Below are 19257 nucleotides of genomic sequence, written 5' to 3'. Positions count from 1 at the left end.
GTTAGTTATATGGGTAAGACGAAGCTCTTTAAATTTTGTTACATCGTGATATAAAAACCTTTAAAATTAACTAAATTTACAGTATGAAGGATTTAAAGATATCAAAGCGAAAACCGTCATATCCGGTAAGTAAAAAATTAGGGAAATACTTAGATGAATATAACAGAATAATAGAGATCCCTATTTTTTATGAAGACTTGTTGCGCTTTCAAGGTTCTGTGGTTGTTTATGATGATGATGATAATGATACGCTTTGGGTAAGAGTATATTACAATGACTATGAGCGCGAGGAAATTGAAATGTCTTTAAAGAAGGTTTATACTATTTTTCATTCTGATGGTAATGAAGAGGCACACCCTTTTTTGAGTGTTGATGCTATTGATTATTGTACATTCGGAAACTCAAGACCTTTTAGAATTAAGATTAGAAATATTTTAAATGATAACTTTACTTATTTCTATATAAAAACTGCTGATGCTTCAAGAATATATGGTCTTGAATTAGAGCACATGTTATCACCGTATAATTTGAACTTTTTGGTTCATGGAGATACCCTAATTGAAGAGCACATTTCTGGTATTCCAGGTGATGTTTTTATAAAACACATGTTGCCTCATTGTAGTAAATCTGAAAAGGCTCAAATTGCAAAGGAATTTGTTAAGTTTAATGAGCGTTGTATGATTAGACTTTTGGGAGATATGCGCTCTTACAATTATGTTATTGTACCTACTCATGATTTTGATCATGTGGTTTACAAAATTAGAGCCATAGATTTTGATCAACAGTCTTATGAAGGAAAATATAATATTTACCGACCACAATTCTTTAAGGAGAACTTAACTATTGTTCAAATGGTTTCCGCCATACTAAAAAAGCTATCTATAGATCAATATAAAACAGAAGAACGCTCCATTTTAGTTAAGCGTTTAAAGAGTTTTAATGATAGGATTGATGCTTTATTATCTTGTATGAAAGATGATAATATATCTACACCAGAACATATAGCGTTACTAAAAAACGATATTTACCGATACTCTAAGGAGAAGAAGTTTTTGGCTTGCAATAATATGGGCGAGATTCTAAAATGTGGGTTAGAATTTTTAACCACCAATTATGAGAACGTTAACCCAATGGAAATAATCTAAGCTTAATTCCAGTTTTCGTCAAAATCTAAATTATCATAATCATTTACGTCAAAACCATCTTCAAATTCATTTAGATCTTCATCCATGTCTGCTTGAAACATTCTGTCTGGGGCTGTGTCAGGAATCTGTCCATGAACAAACATAAGATTAGGATAGTCGGTACTTTCAGCTTCGTCAACAATTTCGGCAAGTTCTACGTAGAAAGTCCACATACTTAGAAAGTCATAAACATAAATAAGTTTGGGACTAGCTTCATGAACGACATCATTTATAGGCGTTTCATTCATTAGGCGAGCGCCACCATTATCACTTAAATCAAATAAAGAAATTTCTTCACCTTGATCCCATTGATCGTTGCTTAAATAGAAAGAAGCCATTTCACTACCATCAAAACCAAATGATTGGGTAATGATATTGTGTAAATCTTCTAAAGAATCGGTTTCTCTAATTTCTAAATCACGAAAAATATCTGCATCCTCCGTATCATTGTCTAGTATTACTCTAAATCTGTAAATCATGATAAAAAATTATAGGGCAAAGTTACTATTTTTTCTATTACTTGGTAAATCTGTGTAAGGTAAAAGTCATTGCACTTAATAAGAAAAATGCTCCTACTTGATGCGCTACTCCTAACCAAACTGGTACTTGTAAAAGTATGGTGAAAACGCCTAATAAAAATTGAATGGCAAGTACAACTAATAAGGTGTTAATTCCTTTTGTTTGGTACGTTGAAAGCTTAAGCTTTTTAGACTTTTGCCAAATTACAATTATGAAAATTACAACAATATAGGCCAGTGTTCTATGCACAAATTGCACGCCGCTTTTCCCTTCTATAAAATTCATGAGTAATGGTTCTTGCTCAATGTATACTGTTTGATGCATAAATTTACCTTCACTCATCATTGGCCAATGATTATGAATAAATCCTGCATCTAAACCGGCAACAAAGGCACCATAAATAATTTGAAGTAACAAAATGGCTAAACCCACTCGAATTAAGTTTCTAAATTTTAAGTTAACCTCTTTTTTGTTTGGAAACATTAAATCTAAGGCTACCCAAAAGGTGTAGGCAAATGTTATGAAGGCGGTAGTAAGGTGAGCGGCAAGTCTATAATGGCTTACATCTGGCCTGTCTACCAAGCCACTTTTTACCATATACCAGCCCAAAAACCCTTGAAAGGCGCCCATGCATAATAAAATGATAGACTTTTTTATGGTTGGTTTAGTTAGCTGTTTTTTTAATAAGAAATATAAAAATGGGATAAAGAAAACAACACCAATAAATCTTCCTATGACTCTATGTAACCATTCCCAGAAATAAATATCTTTAAAATCTTGAAGTGTAAAGTGATTGTTTAATTTTTGATATTCTGGATATTGCTTATATAATTCGAAAGCCTCTTCCCATTCAGTCGCATTCATTGGAGGGATAGTTCCCGAAATTAACTTATAATTTGATATGGACAAACCAGAATGTGTTAACCTTGTAATACCACCAACAACCACCATTACAAATATTAAAAAGCATCCCGTTAATAACCAGTAAATTACTTTTTTGTTATCCTTCATACTAAACTAAATTTTTCTTAAAACAAATACTGTTTTCAATGTCTTTATATTGCCCGTAGTTGGGAATTACCTTGTAATTCAATTTCTTGTAAAATGATACCGCATCTATTTGCTCTTTACCCGTTTCCAAAACACAAGATTGATAACCTTCCTCTTTAGACCAGGTTTCTAATTCCTTTAATATAAGACTCGCTATTCCTTTTCCTCTGGCATCAGTTTTAGTAAACATGCGTTTAATTTCTGTAGTATTGGAATCATAAGGTTTAAATGCTCCACATGCCACTGGTTCTTGGTTAACATAGGCTACAACCACATGATTTAACATGTCTATACTGTTAAATTGATGATAGAAGTCATGATCGTCTCCATCTACAACTTTTAAATAGGCGTTTAAAAGATCTACCAAATCAATAAAGCCTTGGTGTTTAGAGTTTGTCCTAACTAGTTTAATCATTAACGTTTGTTTTTAAACCCAATTTTTTACCTTTTTTTAGCATCAAATTATAGGCTGCCTTATACTCATTAGGTATTTCGCCTTCAAGAATAGCTTCTTTGATAAACTCTTTTATAACACCAATTTCTCTTGAAGGTTTTAAATTGAAGGTTTTCATAATCTCTTCACCTGTAATTGGAGGTTGAAAGTTTCTTACATGATCTCTTTCTTCAACTTCTATGATTTTTTCGCGAACAATCTTGAAGTTATTATGATACTTTTTAAATTTCTTAGGGTTTTTGGTAGTAATATCTGCTTCGCACAGCGTCATTAAGTCGTCTACATAATCACCAGCATCAAAGACCAATCGCCTAACCGCAGAATCTGTTACAATGTCTTGCGCAAGAACAATAGGGCGGGAGCTCATGAATACCATTTTTTGAACAAATTTCATTTTGTCATTCAATGGCATTTTTAATCTTTTGAAAAGGTGAAATACCATTTTAGAACCTTCAAACTCATGCCCGTGAAATGTCCACCCCACTTTTTTACTAAACCTTTTAGTTGGGGCTTTGCCAATATCATGTAATAGAGCAGCCCACCTTAACCAAAGATTGTCAGTATGTTTTGAAATGTTATCAACGACTTCTAAAGTATGATAGAAGTTATCCTTGTGGCGTTGCCCTTCTAATTCTTCAACACCTTTTAGTGCCGTAAGTTCTGGTAAAATTATATTTAAAAGCCCTGTCTTTTCCAGAAGTAAGAATCCAATTGAAGGTTTTGGGCTTTCAAGAATTTTATTCAGTTCAACAACAATGCGTTCTTTTGTGATAATTTTTATTCTAGAAGCATTTCTAGTTATGGCCTCTAAACTTTCATTTTCAATATAGAAACCAAGTTGCGTAGCAAATCTTATAGCTCTTAACATTCTTAAAGGATCATCGCTATAAGTTATATCTGGATTTAAAGGTGTTTTAATGGTTTTATTCTCTAAATCCTTAATACCATTAAAAGGGTCCAATAAATCGCCAAAATTAGCTTTGTTTACACTTAATGCTAAGGCGTTTATGGTAAAATCTCTTCGGTTTTGGTCATCTTGAAGTGTTCCATTTTCAACTTCAGGATTTCTACTGTTTTCAGTATAGGATTCCTTTCTGGCACCGACAAACTCAATTTCAATCTCGTTATACCTAAGCATTGCAGTACCATAAGTTTTAAAAATTTGAACTTTTGGTTTATTTGGGAGGTTTTGAGCTACTCTTTTTGCTAATTCAATACCGCTACCTATGGCTACAATATCTATATCTTTAGCGTTTCCTCTGTTCAAAATAAAATCGCGAACAAATCCCCCAATAACAAAGGCCTTAAGCTGAAGTTCTTCTGCAGATTGAGTTATTGTTTTAAAGACAGGATGTTGTAGTGCTTCTTTGTAATTCATTATCTGTTTGAATCTAAAACTGGTGGTAAATTGTGTAGCGTATATTTGTATTACGTTCTTATTATTTTTACAATTCCAGAATTAGTTAGTTTAATAATAGACGAAGGTTTTGCGCAAATTTTTTCTTTGTGCAAATTTACGACATAGTCTACTCCTTTTATAACTTCTACAGCAATTTCTTTATAAGATTTTGGATAGGGCTGCCCGCTAATATTAGCCGAGGTAGATACTATGGCACCATTAAACTTTCTTGATAACCAATAGCAGAATTCATCATCTGGAATTCTAATACCAATAGAACCATCTTTACCTATTAAGTTAGCAGCTAAATTTTTGGCCTCATCATAGATAATAGTGGTAGGTTTATCTGTAACATCAATAATGTTTTGAGCAGCAAATGGAATCTGTTTTATGTACTTTTTCAGCATTCGGTCATCGGCTACCAAACAAGTTAATGCTTTTCTGTCTTCTCGTTGCTTTAGCTTATATATTTTTTTTACCGCTTCAGCATTGGAGGCGTCACAGCCTATTCCCCAAGTTGTATCTGTAGGATATAAAATAAGTCCGCCTTCTTTCAGTGCTTTGATGGCGTTTTGTAATTCGTTTTGCATCTTAAACTTTATTGATTCGCAAATTTAACATTAGTTTTACACATTCTTTAAAACTTTGTAATTTGCATTTTTTGTTTGCTAGAAATAAATGAGTAAGAAATATGTGTTTTCAAAATTTGCAACTTCCTCTGAAAGGCTTCAGATAGAAGATGTTATAGCAAATTTTGATGAATATGATGGAGGACTTGGAGATAGAAACATTATTAAAACCATTCGCTTAAAAGATAGAGGTGTAAACGTAAAGTCATTTAAAATTCCTAATGCAATTAACCAAATTGTGTATTCCTTTTTTAGACCTAGTAAAGCAAGGAGATCCTTTGAATATGCTAATAAACTATTGGAAAAAGGTATAGGTACACCCCAACCTCTGGCCTTTTTTGAATTTAATTCTGGAGTACTGTTTAAACAAAGCTTTTACGTTAGTGAATCCATATCTTACGATTTTTTATATAGGAATCTCATTCATGATTTTGATATTCCTGATTACGAAAACATTCTAAGAGCGTTTACAAGATTTACTTACAAAATGCACGAAAATGGTATTCACTTTTTAGATCATTCTCCTGGTAATACTCTAATTAAAAAGGAAGGCGAGTTTTACAAGTTTTATCTGGTAGATTTAAATCGGATGGAATTTAGGGCTATGGATTTTAAAACCAGAGTTAAGAATTTTTCAAAGTTAACAAAACACAAATCTATGGTAAAGGTGATGAGTGATGAATATGCAAAGTGCACTGGTGAGAATTATGATGAAATTTTTGGCTTAATGTGGAAAGAAACCAAGGCCTTTCAAGACAAGTACTGGAAAAAAGAACGCTTTAAAAAAAGGATTAAATTTTGGAAGTAAACTATTTTCTGTCTCTTCTTAGCAGCCAAAGTTTAACGTATCTCATAAATATAACATAGGCTTGTATATAACCTATTGTAAACCCTACAATACCGTCCCTAAAACCACTTTGAATAACATAATGCTTAAAGAACCCCCAAAACGGTTTAATTACAAAGTGGTAGGGCGTTAATCGCCCGGTCTTAGAATGGTAATCTTTGGCTTGCCACCACGCATAACGGTTCATTTTTGAAATGTATTGATCAAAAGTAATATATGTATTGTGGTAAAGTTTTTCTTTTAATTTACCAATATTACCTTGCACAATGATTTCAGCATGAACGTGTTTATCCTCGTACCTACAAAAATCTCTTTTAAAAAGTCTAATTACTTTATCATTTCTCCAACCACTATAATTTACGCGTTCTCCCATAAAGTGGTTGTTTCGGCCTATCCAATACGCCATGATATCTGCAGGTGGAGCACTTAATATTTTTTCGATTTCAGCTCTAAGTTCGGGGGTAACACGCTCATCTGCATCTACAAGTAGAATCCACTCATATTTTGCTTGTGGAATGGCCCAATTCTTTTGAGAAGCAGAATATTGATATTCTCGCCTTAAAACTTTTGTAGCAAACTCCTTTGCCTTTTCATATGTGCCATCTTCACTAAAACTATCTACAACTAAAACTTCATCAGCAAAATCAACAGATTTAATGACTTCTTCAATGTTATGGATTTCATTTCCTGCAGGAATTAAAGCGGTAAGTTTTTGCATAAAAATTTAATAATCGGTGAAATTAATTATTTTTGCAAAGATTTTATATTTTTTTATGTCGAAACCTGCTATTTCAGTTATAATAAGTACATACAATTCTGAAGATTGGTTAGAAAAGGTACTTTGGAGTTATGAAGCTCAAACTTTTAAAGATTTTGAAATGGTACTTGCAGACGATGGTTCTAAACAGGCCACCTTTGATCTAATAGAACGTATAAAGACCAAGGTTCATTACAAGATCATTCATGTTTGGCACGAAGACAATGGGTTTCAGAAATCTCAAATTTTAAATAAAGCAATTTCCGCATCTAATGCTGAATATATTTTAATGAGTGATGGAGACTGTCTTGCAAGAGAAGATTATGTGCAGGTTCATTTTGAGAACAAAGAAAACGGATATTTTCTTTCGGGTGGGTATTTTATGTTACCAATGCATATATCAAAGTTAATTTCTAAAGAAGATATTTTATCGCAACGGTGTTTTAATCTTAATTGGTTAAAATCTAATGGTTTAAAATCATCTTTTAAAAATAATAAGTTAACAGCTAAGGGGTTAAAAAGTAAACTTCTAAATAATATTACGCCAACAAATGCTAGTTGGAATGGGCACAATGCTTCAGGTTGGAAAAAGGATATTTTAAAAGTTAATGGTTTTGATGAACGAATGCAATACGGCGGACAGGATAGAGAGCTTGGAGAACGACTGTTTAATTTAGGTATTAAATCTAAACAAATTAGATACAGTGCCGTATGCCTCCATTTAGATCATCCAAGGGGCTATAAAAACCAAGAATCAATAGATAAAAATTTGGCAATAAGGGCTATTACCAAAAAGGAAAGACGTGTTTGGACAGAATACGGGATCCTTAAAAGTTAACTTTCAAACTTAAAGTTAAAATATTCAATAATCTGTTCCCACTGCACACGCTTATAATCTAATTTATTATTAACACTTTTTAAGGATACGCTTTGTGATCCAATGATTGGCCAAGGTTTAGGTGGTTCTTTTTCAGCTTGAATACTAAGAGTATCATTCAATAATGCTGTAGTTTTAAACCATAGATCATCACTCTTAGGAGATAGTTTATTAATTAGCTCAATATCGTTGAATCTTTTGTCGAGACTATTTGGCGGGTATAATACTAAAAAAGCACCTACGGGCATTAATAGTTTTTCTCCTGGAAAAGTTTTCTTTGCAAAAGGCCATTGCAAATAAGGCAAGGGGTTATTGTTACTGTCAAAAGTAATACGCCTACATCGATTGCCAATTATTACATTTGGGTTTTTTAAATGCTCTTGATATAATTCTTTTAAACTTTCGGGGTGGTATATTAAATCATCGTCACAAGTAATAATAATTCTATTTGGAAAATTTTCAATACTATGAATCAATTTTCTATGAGAAAAAGTATAAGGAGAAAACCTTATCTCGAATGTATCACCAAGAAGCTTTTGTAAATTTACAGGAATGTTATTTTGGTAGCTATCATTTAGCCATAATACTATTTTTTCAGGCAATACCTCTTGGTTCAATAAACTTCTTATCGTTATATGAAGCGCTTTTATTCTTGATGGTATTGTAGTTAAAGATACAATTACAGGAATTCGTTGTTTGGTATCTTCGTTAAACGCTTTTTTAGATTTTAAAGATAACCGCAAGCTATGATATAGTGAAGGAGGTATTTCTTTTAATTTCATATTATAGTTTTAAAAAGACTATCTTGATCATAATCAAGATAGTCTATCTTTTATTTGTAAGTGCTAAACTGCTACCTCGTTTTCACGTAAAGCATCATTTAAAGACGTTTTTTTGTCTGTGCTTTCTTTTCTTTTACCAATTATTAAGGCACAAGGCACATTATAACTACCAGCAGCAAATTCTTTAGTATAACTTCCAGGAATAACTACTGAACGAGCAGGAACTTTTCCTTTCATTTCAACAGGCTCATCTCCAGTTACATCAATTATCTTTGTGCTCATAGTTAGAACAACGCCAGCTCCTAGAACGGCTTCCTTTTCAACATGTACACCTTCAACAACGATACACCTAGAACCAACAAATACATTATCTTCTATAATAACAGGTGCTGCTTGTAGTGGTTCTAAGACACCACCAATACCAACACCTCCAGATAAGTGTACATTTTTACCAATTTGAGCACAACTTCCAACAGTAGCCCAAGTATCTACCATAGTGCCTTCGTCTACATAAGCACCTAAGTTTACATAACTAGGCATTAAAATAGTACCAGGAGAAATATAAGCACCGTGTCTAGCAACAGCATGTGGTACAACTCGAATTCCTTTTTCAGCGTATCCTTTCTTTAAAGGGATTTTATCATGGAATTCTAATGGACCTGCCTCAATAGTTTCCATTTTTTGAATGGGGAAATAAAGCACAACACCTTTTTTAACCCATTCATTTACCTGCCATCCACCTTCAACAGGTTCGGCAACTCTTAATTCTCCTTTATCTAATAAGTCTATAACCGTTCTTATAGCAGACATGGTGCTCTCTTCTTTTAAAAGCTCTCTGTTATCCCAAGCTGCTTCAATTATTTGTTGTAATTCAGTCATTTGTTAATGTTTTTGGCAAATATAATAGGTCTTGGTTAAATAACTTAATCGAGGAACGTATAAAATGATTTAAAATAGGCGTGTTTTTAATCCACTTTAAAATGCAGTTAAAAGAATGGCATTTTTGTAAGTATCTATGTTCAGGAAAAAAACATCGACGAAATGCATATACTGTGTTTTTTAACCGAAAAAAAGATGCATTTCCCCTGTTAAACCTAGGTTTTATGCAGGTTCTCTAATAAACGAATATTCAAGGTTGTACAACCATTTTTTTCTATTTCAGCCTTCCCCTCGATATATCTTTGAAGTGTAAAACAACCCAAATCATGAAAACAAGATTCTACATATTATTAGTTTTAGTTTTAAGTTTCTCTTTCGCAAATGCTCAAGATTCTAAAGTTGAGGTAAAAGTTGAAACTGAAAAAACTGTTACTATTTCTGAAGATAATGATACTACGGTTGTAGCTAAGGATACTTTAAAGAATACTAAAGAAGAAGTATTATTAATTAGCGAAGAAGAATTAAGAGCATCAATCGCAGGTACTGCAAGTGATATAAGAACTTATTTCAACAGAGAAAGAAATGTTGACAACATTAAGCTTTTATTCCCTAAAATGAATAAAGCTAAAAAAGCGTAAGTATCTCTCAAAAAACTTTATACACAGGTTATATTAATAATGTGACCTAAACTCTCAAAGGTGTTAATAAGTAGGTTAAGCTAAAAAGACTGTCATTAATGACAGTCTTTTTTTATGATTATTTTTGCAAAAAAACTTCTAATGGCAAGATTACTAGCTATAGACTACGGAACTAAAAGAACTGGGTTAGCAATAACGGATGAATTACAAATAATTGCTTCTGGTTTAACCACCGTTAATACTAATGAATTAGTACCCTTTTTAAAGGAATATACGAAAGCGGAAAAAGTAGAATTATTCTTGATTGGAGAGCCCAAGCAAATGGATAATACTGCTTCCGAAAGTGAAGTACATATTCAAAAATTTATAGCTAAACTAGAAAAGGAAATTCCAGAAATTCCTATTAAAAGAGTAGATGAACGGTTTACATCCAAAATGGCATTTCAAACTATGATAGATAGTGGGTTAAAAAAATCGCAGCGTAAAAATAAAGCGCTGATAGATGAGATTAGTGCTACTCTTATTCTTCAAAACTATTTATATAATAAATAATGTGGAGTTTTATATTAAATAAAAGAGAATTACTTTTATATTTGTTTATAATAATTAATTTAATTCTCTCACCCATGAAGAAAATTTACTTACTACTTATTACCGTTTTAAGCGTTTATGTTGTTAATGCTCAAGTTTGTCCAGATAAAGGTTTTGTATCGGGTAATTCAATAATCTTTTTGTATAAACCAGGAATTTCATTATGTGTTAATAGGCCCAGTACAATAAGAGTAGAAGGTAGTACTTATGCTCATAATCAAGCGACTTGTACAGATGAAACATCAACATACGATTTAAATCCAGGAGGTACACCTGTAGCAGATCCTAACAGCTTTACTGCTGACTTTGGTGGTGGTTTAAACTGTACCTACAATAGCAATACTTTACCAATTGAAGAAATTGATTTAATAAATAAAGCGTCTTTAACGCTATACCCAAATCCTCTTACTAAAGCAGATAAGGAGCTTAGGTTAAATTTAGCAATACGTACTAATGCTAAAATTATTATTGTTGATGTAAATGGTAAAACAGTTTTAACTAGTGATATGGTTGAAACAAATTCTAAGAAAATTGATGTGTCAAGTTTAACATCTGGTGTTTATTTGTTGACTCTAAAAACTGAAGCATCTGCGTTTTCAAGAAAATTTGTTGTTGCTAGTAATTAAAACTTGATTTAAGTTTTTATTCTTTACTATTGTTAAGTATTTGTATTTTTGCAACTTTAAATAGTATAAAATACTTATATGATATTACCTATTGTAGCTTACGGCGATCCAGTCTTAAAACGAAAGGCTAAAGAAATAACACCAGAATATCCTAAGCTTGATGAGCTTTTGGAAAATATGTTTGAAACCATGTACGGTGCTTATGGAGTAGGCTTGGCAGCTCCTCAAATAGGGCTTCCTATTAGAGTTTTTTTAGTAGATACTGAACCTTTTGCTGAAGATGAAGATTTAAGTGAAGACGAGAGGAATTTACTTAAAGGTTTTAAAAAGATTTTTATTAACGCTACTATTTTAGAGGAAGAAGGTGATGAATGGGCTTTTACAGAGGGCTGTTTAAGTATTCCAGATGTTAGAGAAGACGTATTTAGAAAACCTCAAATTACTATAGAGTATTTTGACGAGAATTTTGAAAAACGTACTGAAAAGTATGAAGGATTAATTGCTCGCGTTATTCAGCATGAATATGATCATATTGAAGGGGTCTTATTTACAGATAAACTTTCTAGTCTTAAAAAACGATTAATTAAAGGAAAACTCAATAACATCTCTAAAGGAAAAATAAATATTGACTACAGAATGCGTTTTCCAGATCAAAAAAAGAGACGCTAATATTTGCAATACATTAATAAAGGAAGGATATTTGCCACCCTTAAAAAAATAATATGAGTTTAGAAAAAGTACTTTCAATATCAGGAAAACCAGGTTTATACAAACTTATTACTCAAACGCGAGGTGGTTTTGTTGCAGAATCTTTAATTGATAAAAAGCGCTTATCTGTTGGTATTCAAAATAACGTAAGTATATTGAGTGAAATTGCTATTTATACACTAGCTGAAGAAGTGCCATTAAAGGATGTTTTTAAAAAGATTAAAGACAAAGAAAATGGAGGAGAAACTTCTGTTAAACCAAAAGATAGTAAGGATAAGTTAGAAGAGTATTTTTTTGATGTACTTCCAGATTACGATGAAGACAGGGTATATGCCAGTGATATTAAAAAAGTAATACAATGGTATAACCTACTTCAAAAGCATGATATGCTAAACTTTTTAGATGATACTGAGGAAAGTGACGTCTCAGACGAAGAAGAATAAAATTTAAACCTCCATTTGGAGGTTTTTTTATGGGGTTCTGTAAGTTTTAAAGGTGTTTGCCGACACAAAAGCAACTAACAAATAAAAGCTAAACCCCATGAAATCGCTTTGGTTTTTTGATGATGTCAACCTTTTTAAAGTACTCTGTCCACACAAATTTAAAGCCTATAAGGCTAATCATGATTTTGATTCCTATAAAAAGCAAGATTATATCTATTTTGAAGAAGACTCCGCTAACAAAGTTTACCTTATAGAAAAAGGTAAAGTGAAAATCGGATATTACAACGAGGATGGTACTGAGGTTGTAAAAGCCATTTTAACTAGAGGCGAACTGTTTGGCGAAACAGCTATTTTAGGAGAAGATAAAAGAGAGGAATTTGCCCAATCTGTTGATAATACTACAAGTATTTGCCCGGTAGGTGTAGATACAATGCACAATTTAATGCGAGATAACCAGACATTTAGTCTAAAAATTTACAAACTGATAGGATTTAAGTTAAAACGTTTAGAAAGGCGTCTTCAAATACTACTTTTTAAAGATGCAAAAACAAGACTTGTAGAATTCCTTGAGGAATTATGTGCGGATTATGGTTACGATTGCGAAAAAACTGGAGATAAAGTAATTCATCACCCCTACACCCAAAGAGATATAGCCTCTTTAATAGGAACTTCAAGACCAACTTTAAATATACTTCTTAATGAGCTAAAAGAAGATAACATCATTGAATTTGGTAGAAAAGAGATAAGAATTCATAAAAAAATTGCTTAGTGTTAGGTAGCTAACATTTTAAAAAGTCGTTACAATTTAATTTTGGAGTAATATAAACTTTAAAATTAATTGTGATGATAAAAAAATTAGTATTAGCTGTTTTGGCTTTAGGTGTATTAGGAGTGTCATGTAGTGATGATGACAATCCAATTAAGACCTCAAGATTAACTCTAAACCTAGATGGTTTAGAAGAACTTGGTTCAGATTACGTATATGAAGGTTGGATTATTGTAGATGGTAATCCCGTATCTACAGGAACATTTTCTTCTGTAACATTTCCTCAAACATTCAATGTTGATAAAGACGATTTAAATAGAGCAACTACGTTTGTGCTTTCAATAGAACCAACTGTAGATCCAGATCCAGCTCCAGCGGCAACTAAAATTTTAGCTGGAGACTTTTCTGGTAATTCTGCAAATGTAAGTTCAAATGGTATTGTTGGAGATTTTAGTTCAGCCTCGGGAAAGTACATATTAGCTACACCTACAGATACAGACGATACAAACGAAGAAAGCGGTGTTTGGTTTTTAGATAATTCTAGTGGTTCTGCAGTAGCAGGTTTAAATTTGCCAACACTAACAGATGGATGGAAATACGAAGGTTGGGTAGTTTTTGATGGTACACCTGTTACTACTGGAACCTTTACTGCAGCTGATGCGGCAGATGATAATGCAGCAACTTCGATTTTTAAGGGAGATGCTGGTAACGGACCTGCTTATCCAGGAGAGGACTATTTACAAAATGCTCCTGCAGGATTAACATTTCCAACTGATTTAAAGGGTAGAACTGTTGTTATTTCGGTAGAGCCAGATCCAGATAACAGTGCAGCTCCCTTTACTTTAAAACCTTTAGCTCATATGGTACCATCAGATGCCATGAATCATACGACTATAATGATGGGAGACGGACCAGTAAAGAGTTTATCTGGTATAGTTTCGAGATAATACTGTTTGTCTATGAAAAAGATGAATTGTTTTTTTTAGATTTGAAGCATGGTGTAAAAACCATGCTTTTTTGTTTTATGAAGCTTAAAAAACCGAATTTTAAAGATTTAATATTTCTTGTTGTGGTTGTTCTCCTGTTAATACCGCAAACAAGGAAACCTATTCAAGTATTTCTTAACAGAGGGTTGGCTTTATTTAGCCCTTCTGTTTCAAATGATTCTGAAAGGGAATCATTAAGTTCATATAATTGGCAGCTTAAAGGGGAAAAAGATGATGTGTTTGATTTTAAAACCACTAAAGGAAAGGTAGTTTTAATAAATTTTTGGGCTACTTGGTGTCCCCCTTGTATCGCTGAAATGTCAAGCCTTCAAGAATTGTATAATGATTATAATGGTCAAATTGAGTTCTTGTTTATTACAGACGATTCGTTTGAGGTAGTCAATGCATTTCTCAATAAAAACGATTATACTTTTCCCGTTTATACGGCTATTTCTGAAGCTCCCAAAAACTTTAATGTTAAATCTATACCAAGAACATTTTTAATAGATAAAGAAGGAAACATTGTAATAGATAAGACCGGTGCTGCAAATTGGAATAGTGATACAGTTAGAACTACTATAGATAAATTAATTAAACCAAAACTAAATTGAAAATTGTTGTTTTAGATGGGTATACTTTAAACCCTGGAGATTTAAGTTGGGAAGCCATCTCTAATTATGGTGACCTAAAAGTATTTGAAAGAACAGCCTATAACACAGCTGATATTATAAAAGCTATTGGAGATGCTCAGATTATTTATACCAATAAAACCCCTTTAACTAAAGAAGTTTTAGAAAATGTACCATGGGTTAAGTTTATAGGTGTTCTGGCTACAGGGTATAATGTAGTAGATGTTAAGGTGGCAAAAGAATTAGGTATTACAGTTACCAATGTACCAGCATATAGTACAACATCTGTAGCGCAATTTACAATGGCGCTTCTACTTGAAATGTGTCATAACGTAGGTGATCACAGTCAAGCTGTTCATAATGGAGATTGGGTAACATCTCCAGATTTTTGTTTTTGGAATTCACCGTTAACAGAATTAGAAGGTAAAACTCTAGGTTTAATAGGTTTTGGACAAATAGGTCAGGCAACAGCGAAAGTAGCTCAAGCATTCGGATTAAATATTTTAGTGAGTAGTAGGACTAAAAGAGCCGAGTTTGAGTCAGATTCTTTAAAGTTTGTGGCGTTAGATGAGTTGTTTTCTAAGAGTGATATTATAAGTTTGCACTGTCCGTTATTCGATAGCACTAAGGGTATCATTAATACAACGAATATTACTAAGATGAAGGATGGTGTAAAAATTATTAATACCGCAAGAGGAGGTTTGGTTGTAGAAGAAGATTTAGCTAAGGCTTTAGATTCGGGAAAAGTTTCTGGTGCTGCAGTCGATGTCGTTTCTCAAGAGCCAATGCAGAAAAACAATCCTTTATTAAAAGCAAAGAACTGTATTATTACGCCACATATAGCTTGGGCTCCAAAGGAAGCTCGAGAAAGGCTTATGAATACTACTGTTAAGAATTTGGAAGCATATTTGAATGGTAAACCAATAAATGTAGTAAATACCTAAATTTTTGTCTTAGAGTTGAAATGCTCTATTATGAACAATGGTATTAAGATAAGGGAAAATGCGTATATACTATCTTCTACAGGAATGGTAAATAATCTGAAATTTAAGTTTTCTGCATTATTATACCAAACAACCTCATTTTTAATAAAACTTCCTGTAAGCACACCATTAACAACAAAAAAGGGAATTAACATTACAAGAAATGTGATGTAAAATTTACTCAGTATTTGTATACGGTACTTAACAGTTACGAATATTAAAACAAGGGCTAAAGTAAAGTTGATTAAGGTATACCATTTATCATAATTATAAATGATTAGTATACTGAATACCAACATTAAAATATAACTAATAAGTTTAGTTAGTTTTTTGGAGATACCCAAATTTGGAAAATAATGTAACAACGCATAGTGCGTAAATACGCAAGCATAGGGAATACAAATAAAGAAAAGCCACTCTTCTAAAGGTAAGTTAAATATTGAAGTTCCTATTAAATAGTTCCCATTAAATCCCCAAAAACCTTTATAAGTAAAAACTATATCCCATGGAATAAAAATAAACATGGACAAGAGTATCCCTATGAACAAGGGTTTCCAAAGGGTATAGAATTTAAGCTTTGGGTGAAAGCTAAAAAGAAAAGGAATACTTAAAGACCCTAAATTTAATATTAGGTATAAGTAATTCATTAGCTTCTTTTGAAATATTTAAAAGGGACGAAAAGCATACCAAAACACTCACTATCTTTTTTGTTTATGTTTTTATGGTGAATTTTGTGCGCACGTCTTACACCTTTAGCGTACCAATTATTTACATTTCTAAACATTTTAAAACGCTGGTGAATAAAAATGTCATGAACAATAAAGTAGGATATACCATAAGCCAATATGCCTAAACCAATAGGTAAACCAGCCCAAAAATCATTGAATTCCCAAAGTAAAATATTTGAAATACTCACAATGGCGTAAAAAATGAAGAATAAATCATTGCGCTCAAACCAACTATCATGTTCTTTTTTGTGATGATCTTTATGTAAACTCCATAAGAAACCATGCATAATGTATTTATGAGTAAACCAAGCCATAAATTCCATAATACAATAGGCACACAAAAAAATTAGTATCCAAAAGAATGTTTGCATTAACAAGTCTATTTAAACTACATTAAATTTAATTGATATTTTACATAACTACGCATTAAAAGTTCAATTTTTTTCGGGTTAGATACTCTTATTCTGGTGCTTTTAATTTGTAGTGCGGGAGTTTTTTTGAGTTTTTTTAGCAATTGCCTATAATACCTGTAGGCTGTAAAAACCCCAAATTTAGCATCAAGAGGGAGCTTTTTTATGCCTTTAAGACCTTTTGCAAAGTCAGCCTCAATGTCATCAATAATTTCTTGTTTAGAAACTTCATCCAAATTATCTAGGTCTGCGTTGGGAAAGTAACTTCTATTTAATTCATCATAATCAGCTTTTAGATCTCTCAAAAAATTAACTTTTTGAAAGGCAGAACCTAAAGACATCGCAGTATCTTTAAGATTTTCATATTTATCCTCATCGCCATTAACGAAAACTTTTAAACACATTAACCCAACAACGTCAGCAGAGCCATAAATATAGTTTTTGTATTCTTCAGGTGTTAGGTAATTCGTTTTATGTAAATCTAAACGCATACTTTTCATGAAAGCATCAACCAGATGTCTATCAATATTATACTTATGATAAGTGTATTGAAAAGCATTTAAAATAGGATTCAAACTAATTTTTTCCCTTAAAGCTGCCTCCAGATCTTCACTAAGCTCATTAAATAATTCCTCTTTCTTGTAATCGTGAAAAGAATCTACTATTTCGTCAGCAAGTCTTACGAAACCATAAATATTATAGATGTCATTTCTAATGGAATTAGATAGCATTTTAGTAGCCATTGAAAAAGACGTACTATATGTTTTTGTAACGAGTTTGCTGCAATTATAAGAGACAGTATCAAAAAGAGATTTCATAGCTAAAGACTTTTAAAGTTATATGTTTAATAGTTTTTCATTTAATCAATTATTCACAATCGGATGGTGTTTAGTAATTAATTCGGAGACTAGTTTTCCTGAAATTAAGGAAGGTGGAACACCCGGTCCGGGAACAGTTAATTGTCCTGTGAAATAAAGGTTTTTTACTTTTTTACTTTTTAGTTTAGGTCTTAAAAATGCTGTTTGCAATAATGTATTTGCCATTCCATAGGCATTACCCTTATAGGAGTTGTAATCTTTTATAAAGTCATTAACACCAAAAGACTCCCTAAAAAGGATACTATCCGTTACCTTTTGTGAGGTTAGTTCTTCTAATCTACGAATTATTTTAGAGAAATACGCATCTCTAAGCTCCTTAGAGTCTTCTAAACCAGGAGCTAAGGGTATTAAAAAAATGCCAGCTTCTTTATCAGTGGGAGCTGTAGAACTATCTGTTTTACTTGGAAAGCTCGCATAAAATAGAGGCTCTTCAGGCCATGTAGCTCTATCATAAATAGCATGAGCATGCACATCAAAATCTACATCAAAAAACAAGGTGTGATGTTCTACATTTTTAATTTTTTTATTAAAACCAACATAAAATAAAAGGGCAGAAGGCGCAAAGGTTTTTCTGTTCCAATAACTTTCCGAGTATTGTCGGTAATTTTTGTCTAGTAATGTTTCTGTATGGTGATAGTCTGCTCCACTTAGCACAATATCAGCGTTGTAAACAGTCTTATTAGATACAACGCTGTGTGCAATGTTTCCTTTTTCAATGCTTATTTTTTCTACCGGAGCGTCTGTTTTTATGGTTACCCCGAGTTCATGCGCTAATTGTTCCATAGCCAAAATAACCTGGTACATACCTTTTTTGGGATGAAATGTGCCTAGACCAAAATCCGCATAATTCATAAAGTTGTAGAAAGACGGTGTATTACTTGGTTTTGCCCCAAGAAAAAGCACAGGGAATTCTAGTATTTTAGCAAGCTTGTCATTACTGAATGCTTTTCTTACATCACTTTTTACATTACTAAAGAATTGATTAAGCTTTTTCATTGTGGTTAATGAAACGAGCTCTAATGGCGAAACACCAGGATTATAAACTAAGTCTTTAATAGCAATATCATAGTTCTCCTTGGCATTATTTATAAATTTTCTTAAAAGAGTTGAACTTCCAGCTTCAACCGACTCAAAAGTGGCGCAGATTTTTTCTAAGGAATCCTCTATAGTAATAACATCGTCTTTACCAAAATAGACGCTGTACGCAGGACTAAGCTTATCTAATGTATAATAATCGGAAGGCTTTTTATTGAAGTCTGAAAAAAAACGTTCAAAGACATCTGGCATCCAGTACCAAGTTGGACCAATATCAAAGGTGAAACCATCTTTTTTAAGTTGCCTAGCTCTACCACCTATGGTTTTATTTTTCTCTAATATGGTTACTTTGTAACCAGCTTTGGCTAAGTAGCATGACGCAGCTAAAGAAGAGAAACCAGATCCGATTATGATAATTGTGTTTTTCATTTTGTTTAACAAATATAAAAAAATGTTGAA

At 32.5% G+C, this 19257-nt stretch carries 24 protein-coding genes; 12 read left to right on the top strand and 12 right to left on the bottom strand.

The features are described 5' to 3' along the window. Positions 1-83 precede the first annotated feature (83 nt). Positions 84-1145, top strand: a complete 1062-nt coding sequence (locus FUA24_RS24150) for a hypothetical protein (protein ID WP_148545930.1) — start codon at positions 84-86, stop codon at positions 1143-1145. A 2-nt stretch (positions 1146-1147) separates the two neighbouring features. On the opposite strand, the gene FUA24_RS24145 is transcribed toward FUA24_RS24150, so the two are convergent. The 5 genes from FUA24_RS24145 to FUA24_RS24125 are packed head-to-tail and all read right to left on the bottom strand — an operon-like array spanning position 1148 to position 5196. Then, positions 1148-1663 (bottom strand): IS1096 element passenger TnpR family protein, encoded by a 516-nt coding sequence (locus tag FUA24_RS24145; protein WP_148545928.1) that lies wholly within the window; start codon positions 1661-1663, stop codon positions 1148-1150. A gap of 37 nt (positions 1664-1700) precedes the next feature. After that, complete coding sequence (locus FUA24_RS24140) at positions 1701-2714, bottom strand: COX15/CtaA family protein (protein ID WP_148545926.1); 1014 nt, start codon at positions 2712-2714, stop codon at positions 1701-1703. A 1-nt stretch (position 2715) separates the two neighbouring features. Then, the gene (locus FUA24_RS24135; RefSeq protein WP_148545924.1) at positions 2716-3168 is read right to left on the bottom strand and encodes a GNAT family N-acetyltransferase; all 453 of its coding nucleotides are present in this window, start codon (positions 3166-3168) and stop codon (positions 2716-2718) included. Next, positions 3161-4585 (bottom strand): CCA tRNA nucleotidyltransferase, encoded by a 1425-nt coding sequence (locus tag FUA24_RS24130; RefSeq protein ID WP_148545921.1) that lies wholly within the window; start codon positions 4583-4585, stop codon positions 3161-3163. The genes FUA24_RS24135 and FUA24_RS24130 overlap by 8 nt, the downstream gene beginning before the upstream one ends. A gap of 50 nt (positions 4586-4635) precedes the next feature. Further along, positions 4636-5196: an L-threonylcarbamoyladenylate synthase gene (locus FUA24_RS24125; RefSeq protein ID WP_148545919.1), complete on the bottom strand. Its 561-nt coding sequence runs from the start codon at positions 5194-5196 to the stop codon at positions 4636-4638. An 88-nt stretch (positions 5197-5284) separates the two neighbouring features. On the opposite strand from FUA24_RS24125, the gene FUA24_RS24120 reads away from it, so the two are divergent. Continuing rightward, positions 5285-6043, top strand: a complete 759-nt coding sequence (locus FUA24_RS24120) for a lipopolysaccharide kinase InaA family protein (protein ID WP_148545917.1) — start codon at positions 5285-5287, stop codon at positions 6041-6043. Position 6044: 1 nt separating this feature from the next. On the opposite strand, the gene FUA24_RS24115 is transcribed toward FUA24_RS24120, so the two are convergent. Further along, the gene (locus tag FUA24_RS24115) at positions 6045-6800 is read right to left on the bottom strand and encodes a glycosyltransferase family 2 protein (RefSeq protein ID WP_148545915.1); all 756 of its coding nucleotides are present in this window, start codon (positions 6798-6800) and stop codon (positions 6045-6047) included. A 55-nt stretch (positions 6801-6855) separates the two neighbouring features. On the opposite strand from FUA24_RS24115, the gene FUA24_RS24110 reads away from it, so the two are divergent. Then, entirely contained in the window at positions 6856-7677 is an 822-nt protein-coding gene (locus FUA24_RS24110; protein ID WP_148545913.1) for a glycosyltransferase family 2 protein, read from the top strand. Here the strand turns inward: FUA24_RS24110 and FUA24_RS24105 are convergent. After that, positions 7674-8498, bottom strand: coding sequence for a glycosyltransferase (locus FUA24_RS24105; protein WP_148545911.1), 825 nt, complete (start codon positions 8496-8498; stop codon positions 7674-7676). The two genes, FUA24_RS24110 and FUA24_RS24105, sit on opposite strands and share 4 nt — an antisense overlap. Before the next feature lie 63 nt (positions 8499-8561). Then, complete coding sequence (locus tag FUA24_RS24100; protein WP_148545908.1) at positions 8562-9377, bottom strand: 2,3,4,5-tetrahydropyridine-2,6-dicarboxylate N-succinyltransferase; 816 nt, start codon at positions 9375-9377, stop codon at positions 8562-8564. 326 nt (positions 9378-9703) lie between these two features. Here FUA24_RS24100 and FUA24_RS24095 point away from each other — a divergent pair, with 326 nt between their 5' ends. From FUA24_RS24095 to FUA24_RS24055, 9 genes are all read left to right on the top strand, one after another. Further along, positions 9704-10015 (top strand): hypothetical protein, encoded by a 312-nt coding sequence (locus tag FUA24_RS24095; protein ID WP_148545907.1) that lies wholly within the window; start codon positions 9704-9706, stop codon positions 10013-10015. A gap of 141 nt (positions 10016-10156) precedes the next feature. Beyond that, positions 10157-10567: a Holliday junction resolvase RuvX gene (gene ruvX / locus FUA24_RS24090; protein ID WP_148545904.1), complete on the top strand. Its 411-nt coding sequence runs from the start codon at positions 10157-10159 to the stop codon at positions 10565-10567. Positions 10568-10641: 74 nt separating this feature from the next. After that, positions 10642-11232 carry a T9SS type A sorting domain-containing protein gene (locus FUA24_RS24085; protein WP_187388386.1) on the top strand — a complete coding sequence of 197 codons (591 nt, stop codon included), beginning with the start codon at positions 10642-10644 and terminating at the stop codon, positions 11230-11232. A gap of 78 nt (positions 11233-11310) precedes the next feature. Beyond that, on the top strand, positions 11311-11901 hold the full coding sequence (gene def / locus FUA24_RS24080) for a peptide deformylase (RefSeq protein ID WP_148545900.1): 591 nt from the start codon (positions 11311-11313) through the stop codon (positions 11899-11901). Positions 11902-11954: 53 nt separating this feature from the next. Further along, positions 11955-12383 (top strand): DUF5606 family protein, encoded by a 429-nt coding sequence (locus tag FUA24_RS24075; protein WP_148545898.1) that lies wholly within the window; start codon positions 11955-11957, stop codon positions 12381-12383. A gap of 97 nt (positions 12384-12480) precedes the next feature. Then, positions 12481-13152 (top strand): Crp/Fnr family transcriptional regulator, encoded by a 672-nt coding sequence (locus FUA24_RS24070; protein WP_148545896.1) that lies wholly within the window; start codon positions 12481-12483, stop codon positions 13150-13152. A 74-nt stretch (positions 13153-13226) separates the two neighbouring features. Beyond that, positions 13227-14096: an anti-sigma factor gene (locus tag FUA24_RS24065; RefSeq protein WP_148545894.1), complete on the top strand. Its 870-nt coding sequence runs from the start codon at positions 13227-13229 to the stop codon at positions 14094-14096. Between the two features lie 77 nt (positions 14097-14173). Further along, positions 14174-14746, top strand: coding sequence for a TlpA family protein disulfide reductase (locus FUA24_RS24060; protein WP_148545891.1), 573 nt, complete (start codon positions 14174-14176; stop codon positions 14744-14746). Further along, positions 14743-15708 (top strand): D-2-hydroxyacid dehydrogenase, encoded by a 966-nt coding sequence (locus tag FUA24_RS24055; protein ID WP_148545890.1) that lies wholly within the window; start codon positions 14743-14745, stop codon positions 15706-15708. The genes FUA24_RS24060 and FUA24_RS24055 overlap by 4 nt, the downstream gene beginning before the upstream one ends. Here FUA24_RS24055 and FUA24_RS24050 read toward each other — a convergent pair. Genes FUA24_RS24050 through FUA24_RS24035 form a run of 4 tightly spaced genes read right to left on the bottom strand, consistent with a single transcriptional unit; the run spans position 15705 to position 19227 of the window. Continuing rightward, a complete protein-coding gene (locus tag FUA24_RS24050; protein ID WP_148545887.1) occupies positions 15705-16394 on the bottom strand; it encodes a lycopene cyclase domain-containing protein in 690 nt (229 codons plus the stop codon). The two genes, FUA24_RS24055 and FUA24_RS24050, sit on opposite strands and share 4 nt — an antisense overlap. Continuing rightward, entirely contained in the window at positions 16394-16846 is a 453-nt protein-coding gene (locus FUA24_RS24045; RefSeq protein WP_148545885.1) for a sterol desaturase family protein, read from the bottom strand. The genes FUA24_RS24050 and FUA24_RS24045 overlap by 1 nt, the downstream gene beginning before the upstream one ends. Positions 16847-16863: 17 nt before the next feature. Then, entirely contained in the window at positions 16864-17703 is an 840-nt protein-coding gene (locus FUA24_RS24040) for a phytoene/squalene synthase family protein (protein ID WP_148545884.1), read from the bottom strand. Positions 17704-17748: 45 nt separating this feature from the next. Beyond that, positions 17749-19227, bottom strand: coding sequence for a phytoene desaturase family protein (locus FUA24_RS24035; RefSeq protein WP_148545882.1), 1479 nt, complete (start codon positions 19225-19227; stop codon positions 17749-17751). Between the last annotated feature and the right edge of the window lie 30 nt (positions 19228-19257).

The sequence above is a fragment of the Seonamhaeicola marinus genome (assembly GCF_008085455.1).
Note: the sequence above shows the minus strand (reverse complement) of the source record. Positions and strands in the feature narration are given on the sequence as shown.

What these genes read in the sequence shown, in the direction of transcription:
- FUA24_RS24150 (WP_148545930.1), top strand. Translation starts at nt 84, where the DNA reads ATGAAGGATTTAAAGATATCAAAGCGAAAACCGTCATATCCGGTAAGT.
- FUA24_RS24145 (WP_148545928.1), bottom strand. Translation starts at nt 1,663, where the DNA reads ATGATTTACAGATTTAGAGTAATACTAGACAATGATACGGAGGATGCA.
- FUA24_RS24140 (WP_148545926.1), bottom strand. Translation starts at nt 2,714, where the DNA reads ATGAAGGATAACAAAAAAGTAATTTACTGGTTATTAACGGGATGCTTT.
- FUA24_RS24135 (WP_148545924.1), bottom strand. Translation starts at nt 3,168, where the DNA reads ATGATTAAACTAGTTAGGACAAACTCTAAACACCAAGGCTTTATTGAT.
- FUA24_RS24130 (WP_148545921.1), bottom strand. Translation starts at nt 4,585, where the DNA reads ATGAATTACAAAGAAGCACTACAACATCCTGTCTTTAAAACAATAACT.
- FUA24_RS24125 (WP_148545919.1), bottom strand. Translation starts at nt 5,196, where the DNA reads ATGCAAAACGAATTACAAAACGCCATCAAAGCACTGAAAGAAGGCGGA.
- FUA24_RS24120 (WP_148545917.1), top strand. Translation starts at nt 5,285, where the DNA reads ATGAGTAAGAAATATGTGTTTTCAAAATTTGCAACTTCCTCTGAAAGG.
- FUA24_RS24115 (WP_148545915.1), bottom strand. Translation starts at nt 6,800, where the DNA reads ATGCAAAAACTTACCGCTTTAATTCCTGCAGGAAATGAAATCCATAAC.
- FUA24_RS24110 (WP_148545913.1), top strand. Translation starts at nt 6,856, where the DNA reads ATGTCGAAACCTGCTATTTCAGTTATAATAAGTACATACAATTCTGAA.
- FUA24_RS24105 (WP_148545911.1), bottom strand. Translation starts at nt 8,498, where the DNA reads ATGAAATTAAAAGAAATACCTCCTTCACTATATCATAGCTTGCGGTTA.
- FUA24_RS24100 (WP_148545908.1), bottom strand. Translation starts at nt 9,377, where the DNA reads ATGACTGAATTACAACAAATAATTGAAGCAGCTTGGGATAACAGAGAG.
- FUA24_RS24095 (WP_148545907.1), top strand. Translation starts at nt 9,704, where the DNA reads ATGAAAACAAGATTCTACATATTATTAGTTTTAGTTTTAAGTTTCTCT.
- ruvX (WP_148545904.1), top strand. Translation starts at nt 10,157, where the DNA reads ATGGCAAGATTACTAGCTATAGACTACGGAACTAAAAGAACTGGGTTA.
- FUA24_RS24085 (WP_187388386.1), top strand. Translation starts at nt 10,642, where the DNA reads ATGAAGAAAATTTACTTACTACTTATTACCGTTTTAAGCGTTTATGTT.
- def (WP_148545900.1), top strand. Translation starts at nt 11,311, where the DNA reads ATGATATTACCTATTGTAGCTTACGGCGATCCAGTCTTAAAACGAAAG.
- FUA24_RS24075 (WP_148545898.1), top strand. Translation starts at nt 11,955, where the DNA reads ATGAGTTTAGAAAAAGTACTTTCAATATCAGGAAAACCAGGTTTATAC.
- FUA24_RS24070 (WP_148545896.1), top strand. Translation starts at nt 12,481, where the DNA reads ATGAAATCGCTTTGGTTTTTTGATGATGTCAACCTTTTTAAAGTACTC.
- FUA24_RS24065 (WP_148545894.1), top strand. Translation starts at nt 13,227, where the DNA reads ATGATAAAAAAATTAGTATTAGCTGTTTTGGCTTTAGGTGTATTAGGA.
- FUA24_RS24060 (WP_148545891.1), top strand. Translation starts at nt 14,174, where the DNA reads ATGAAGCTTAAAAAACCGAATTTTAAAGATTTAATATTTCTTGTTGTG.
- FUA24_RS24050 (WP_148545887.1), bottom strand. Translation starts at nt 16,394, where the DNA reads ATGAATTACTTATACCTAATATTAAATTTAGGGTCTTTAAGTATTCCT.
- FUA24_RS24045 (WP_148545885.1), bottom strand. Translation starts at nt 16,846, where the DNA reads ATGCAAACATTCTTTTGGATACTAATTTTTTTGTGTGCCTATTGTATT.
- FUA24_RS24040 (WP_148545884.1), bottom strand. Translation starts at nt 17,703, where the DNA reads ATGAAATCTCTTTTTGATACTGTCTCTTATAATTGCAGCAAACTCGTT.
- FUA24_RS24035 (WP_148545882.1), bottom strand. Translation starts at nt 19,227, where the DNA reads ATGAAAAACACAATTATCATAATCGGATCTGGTTTCTCTTCTTTAGCT.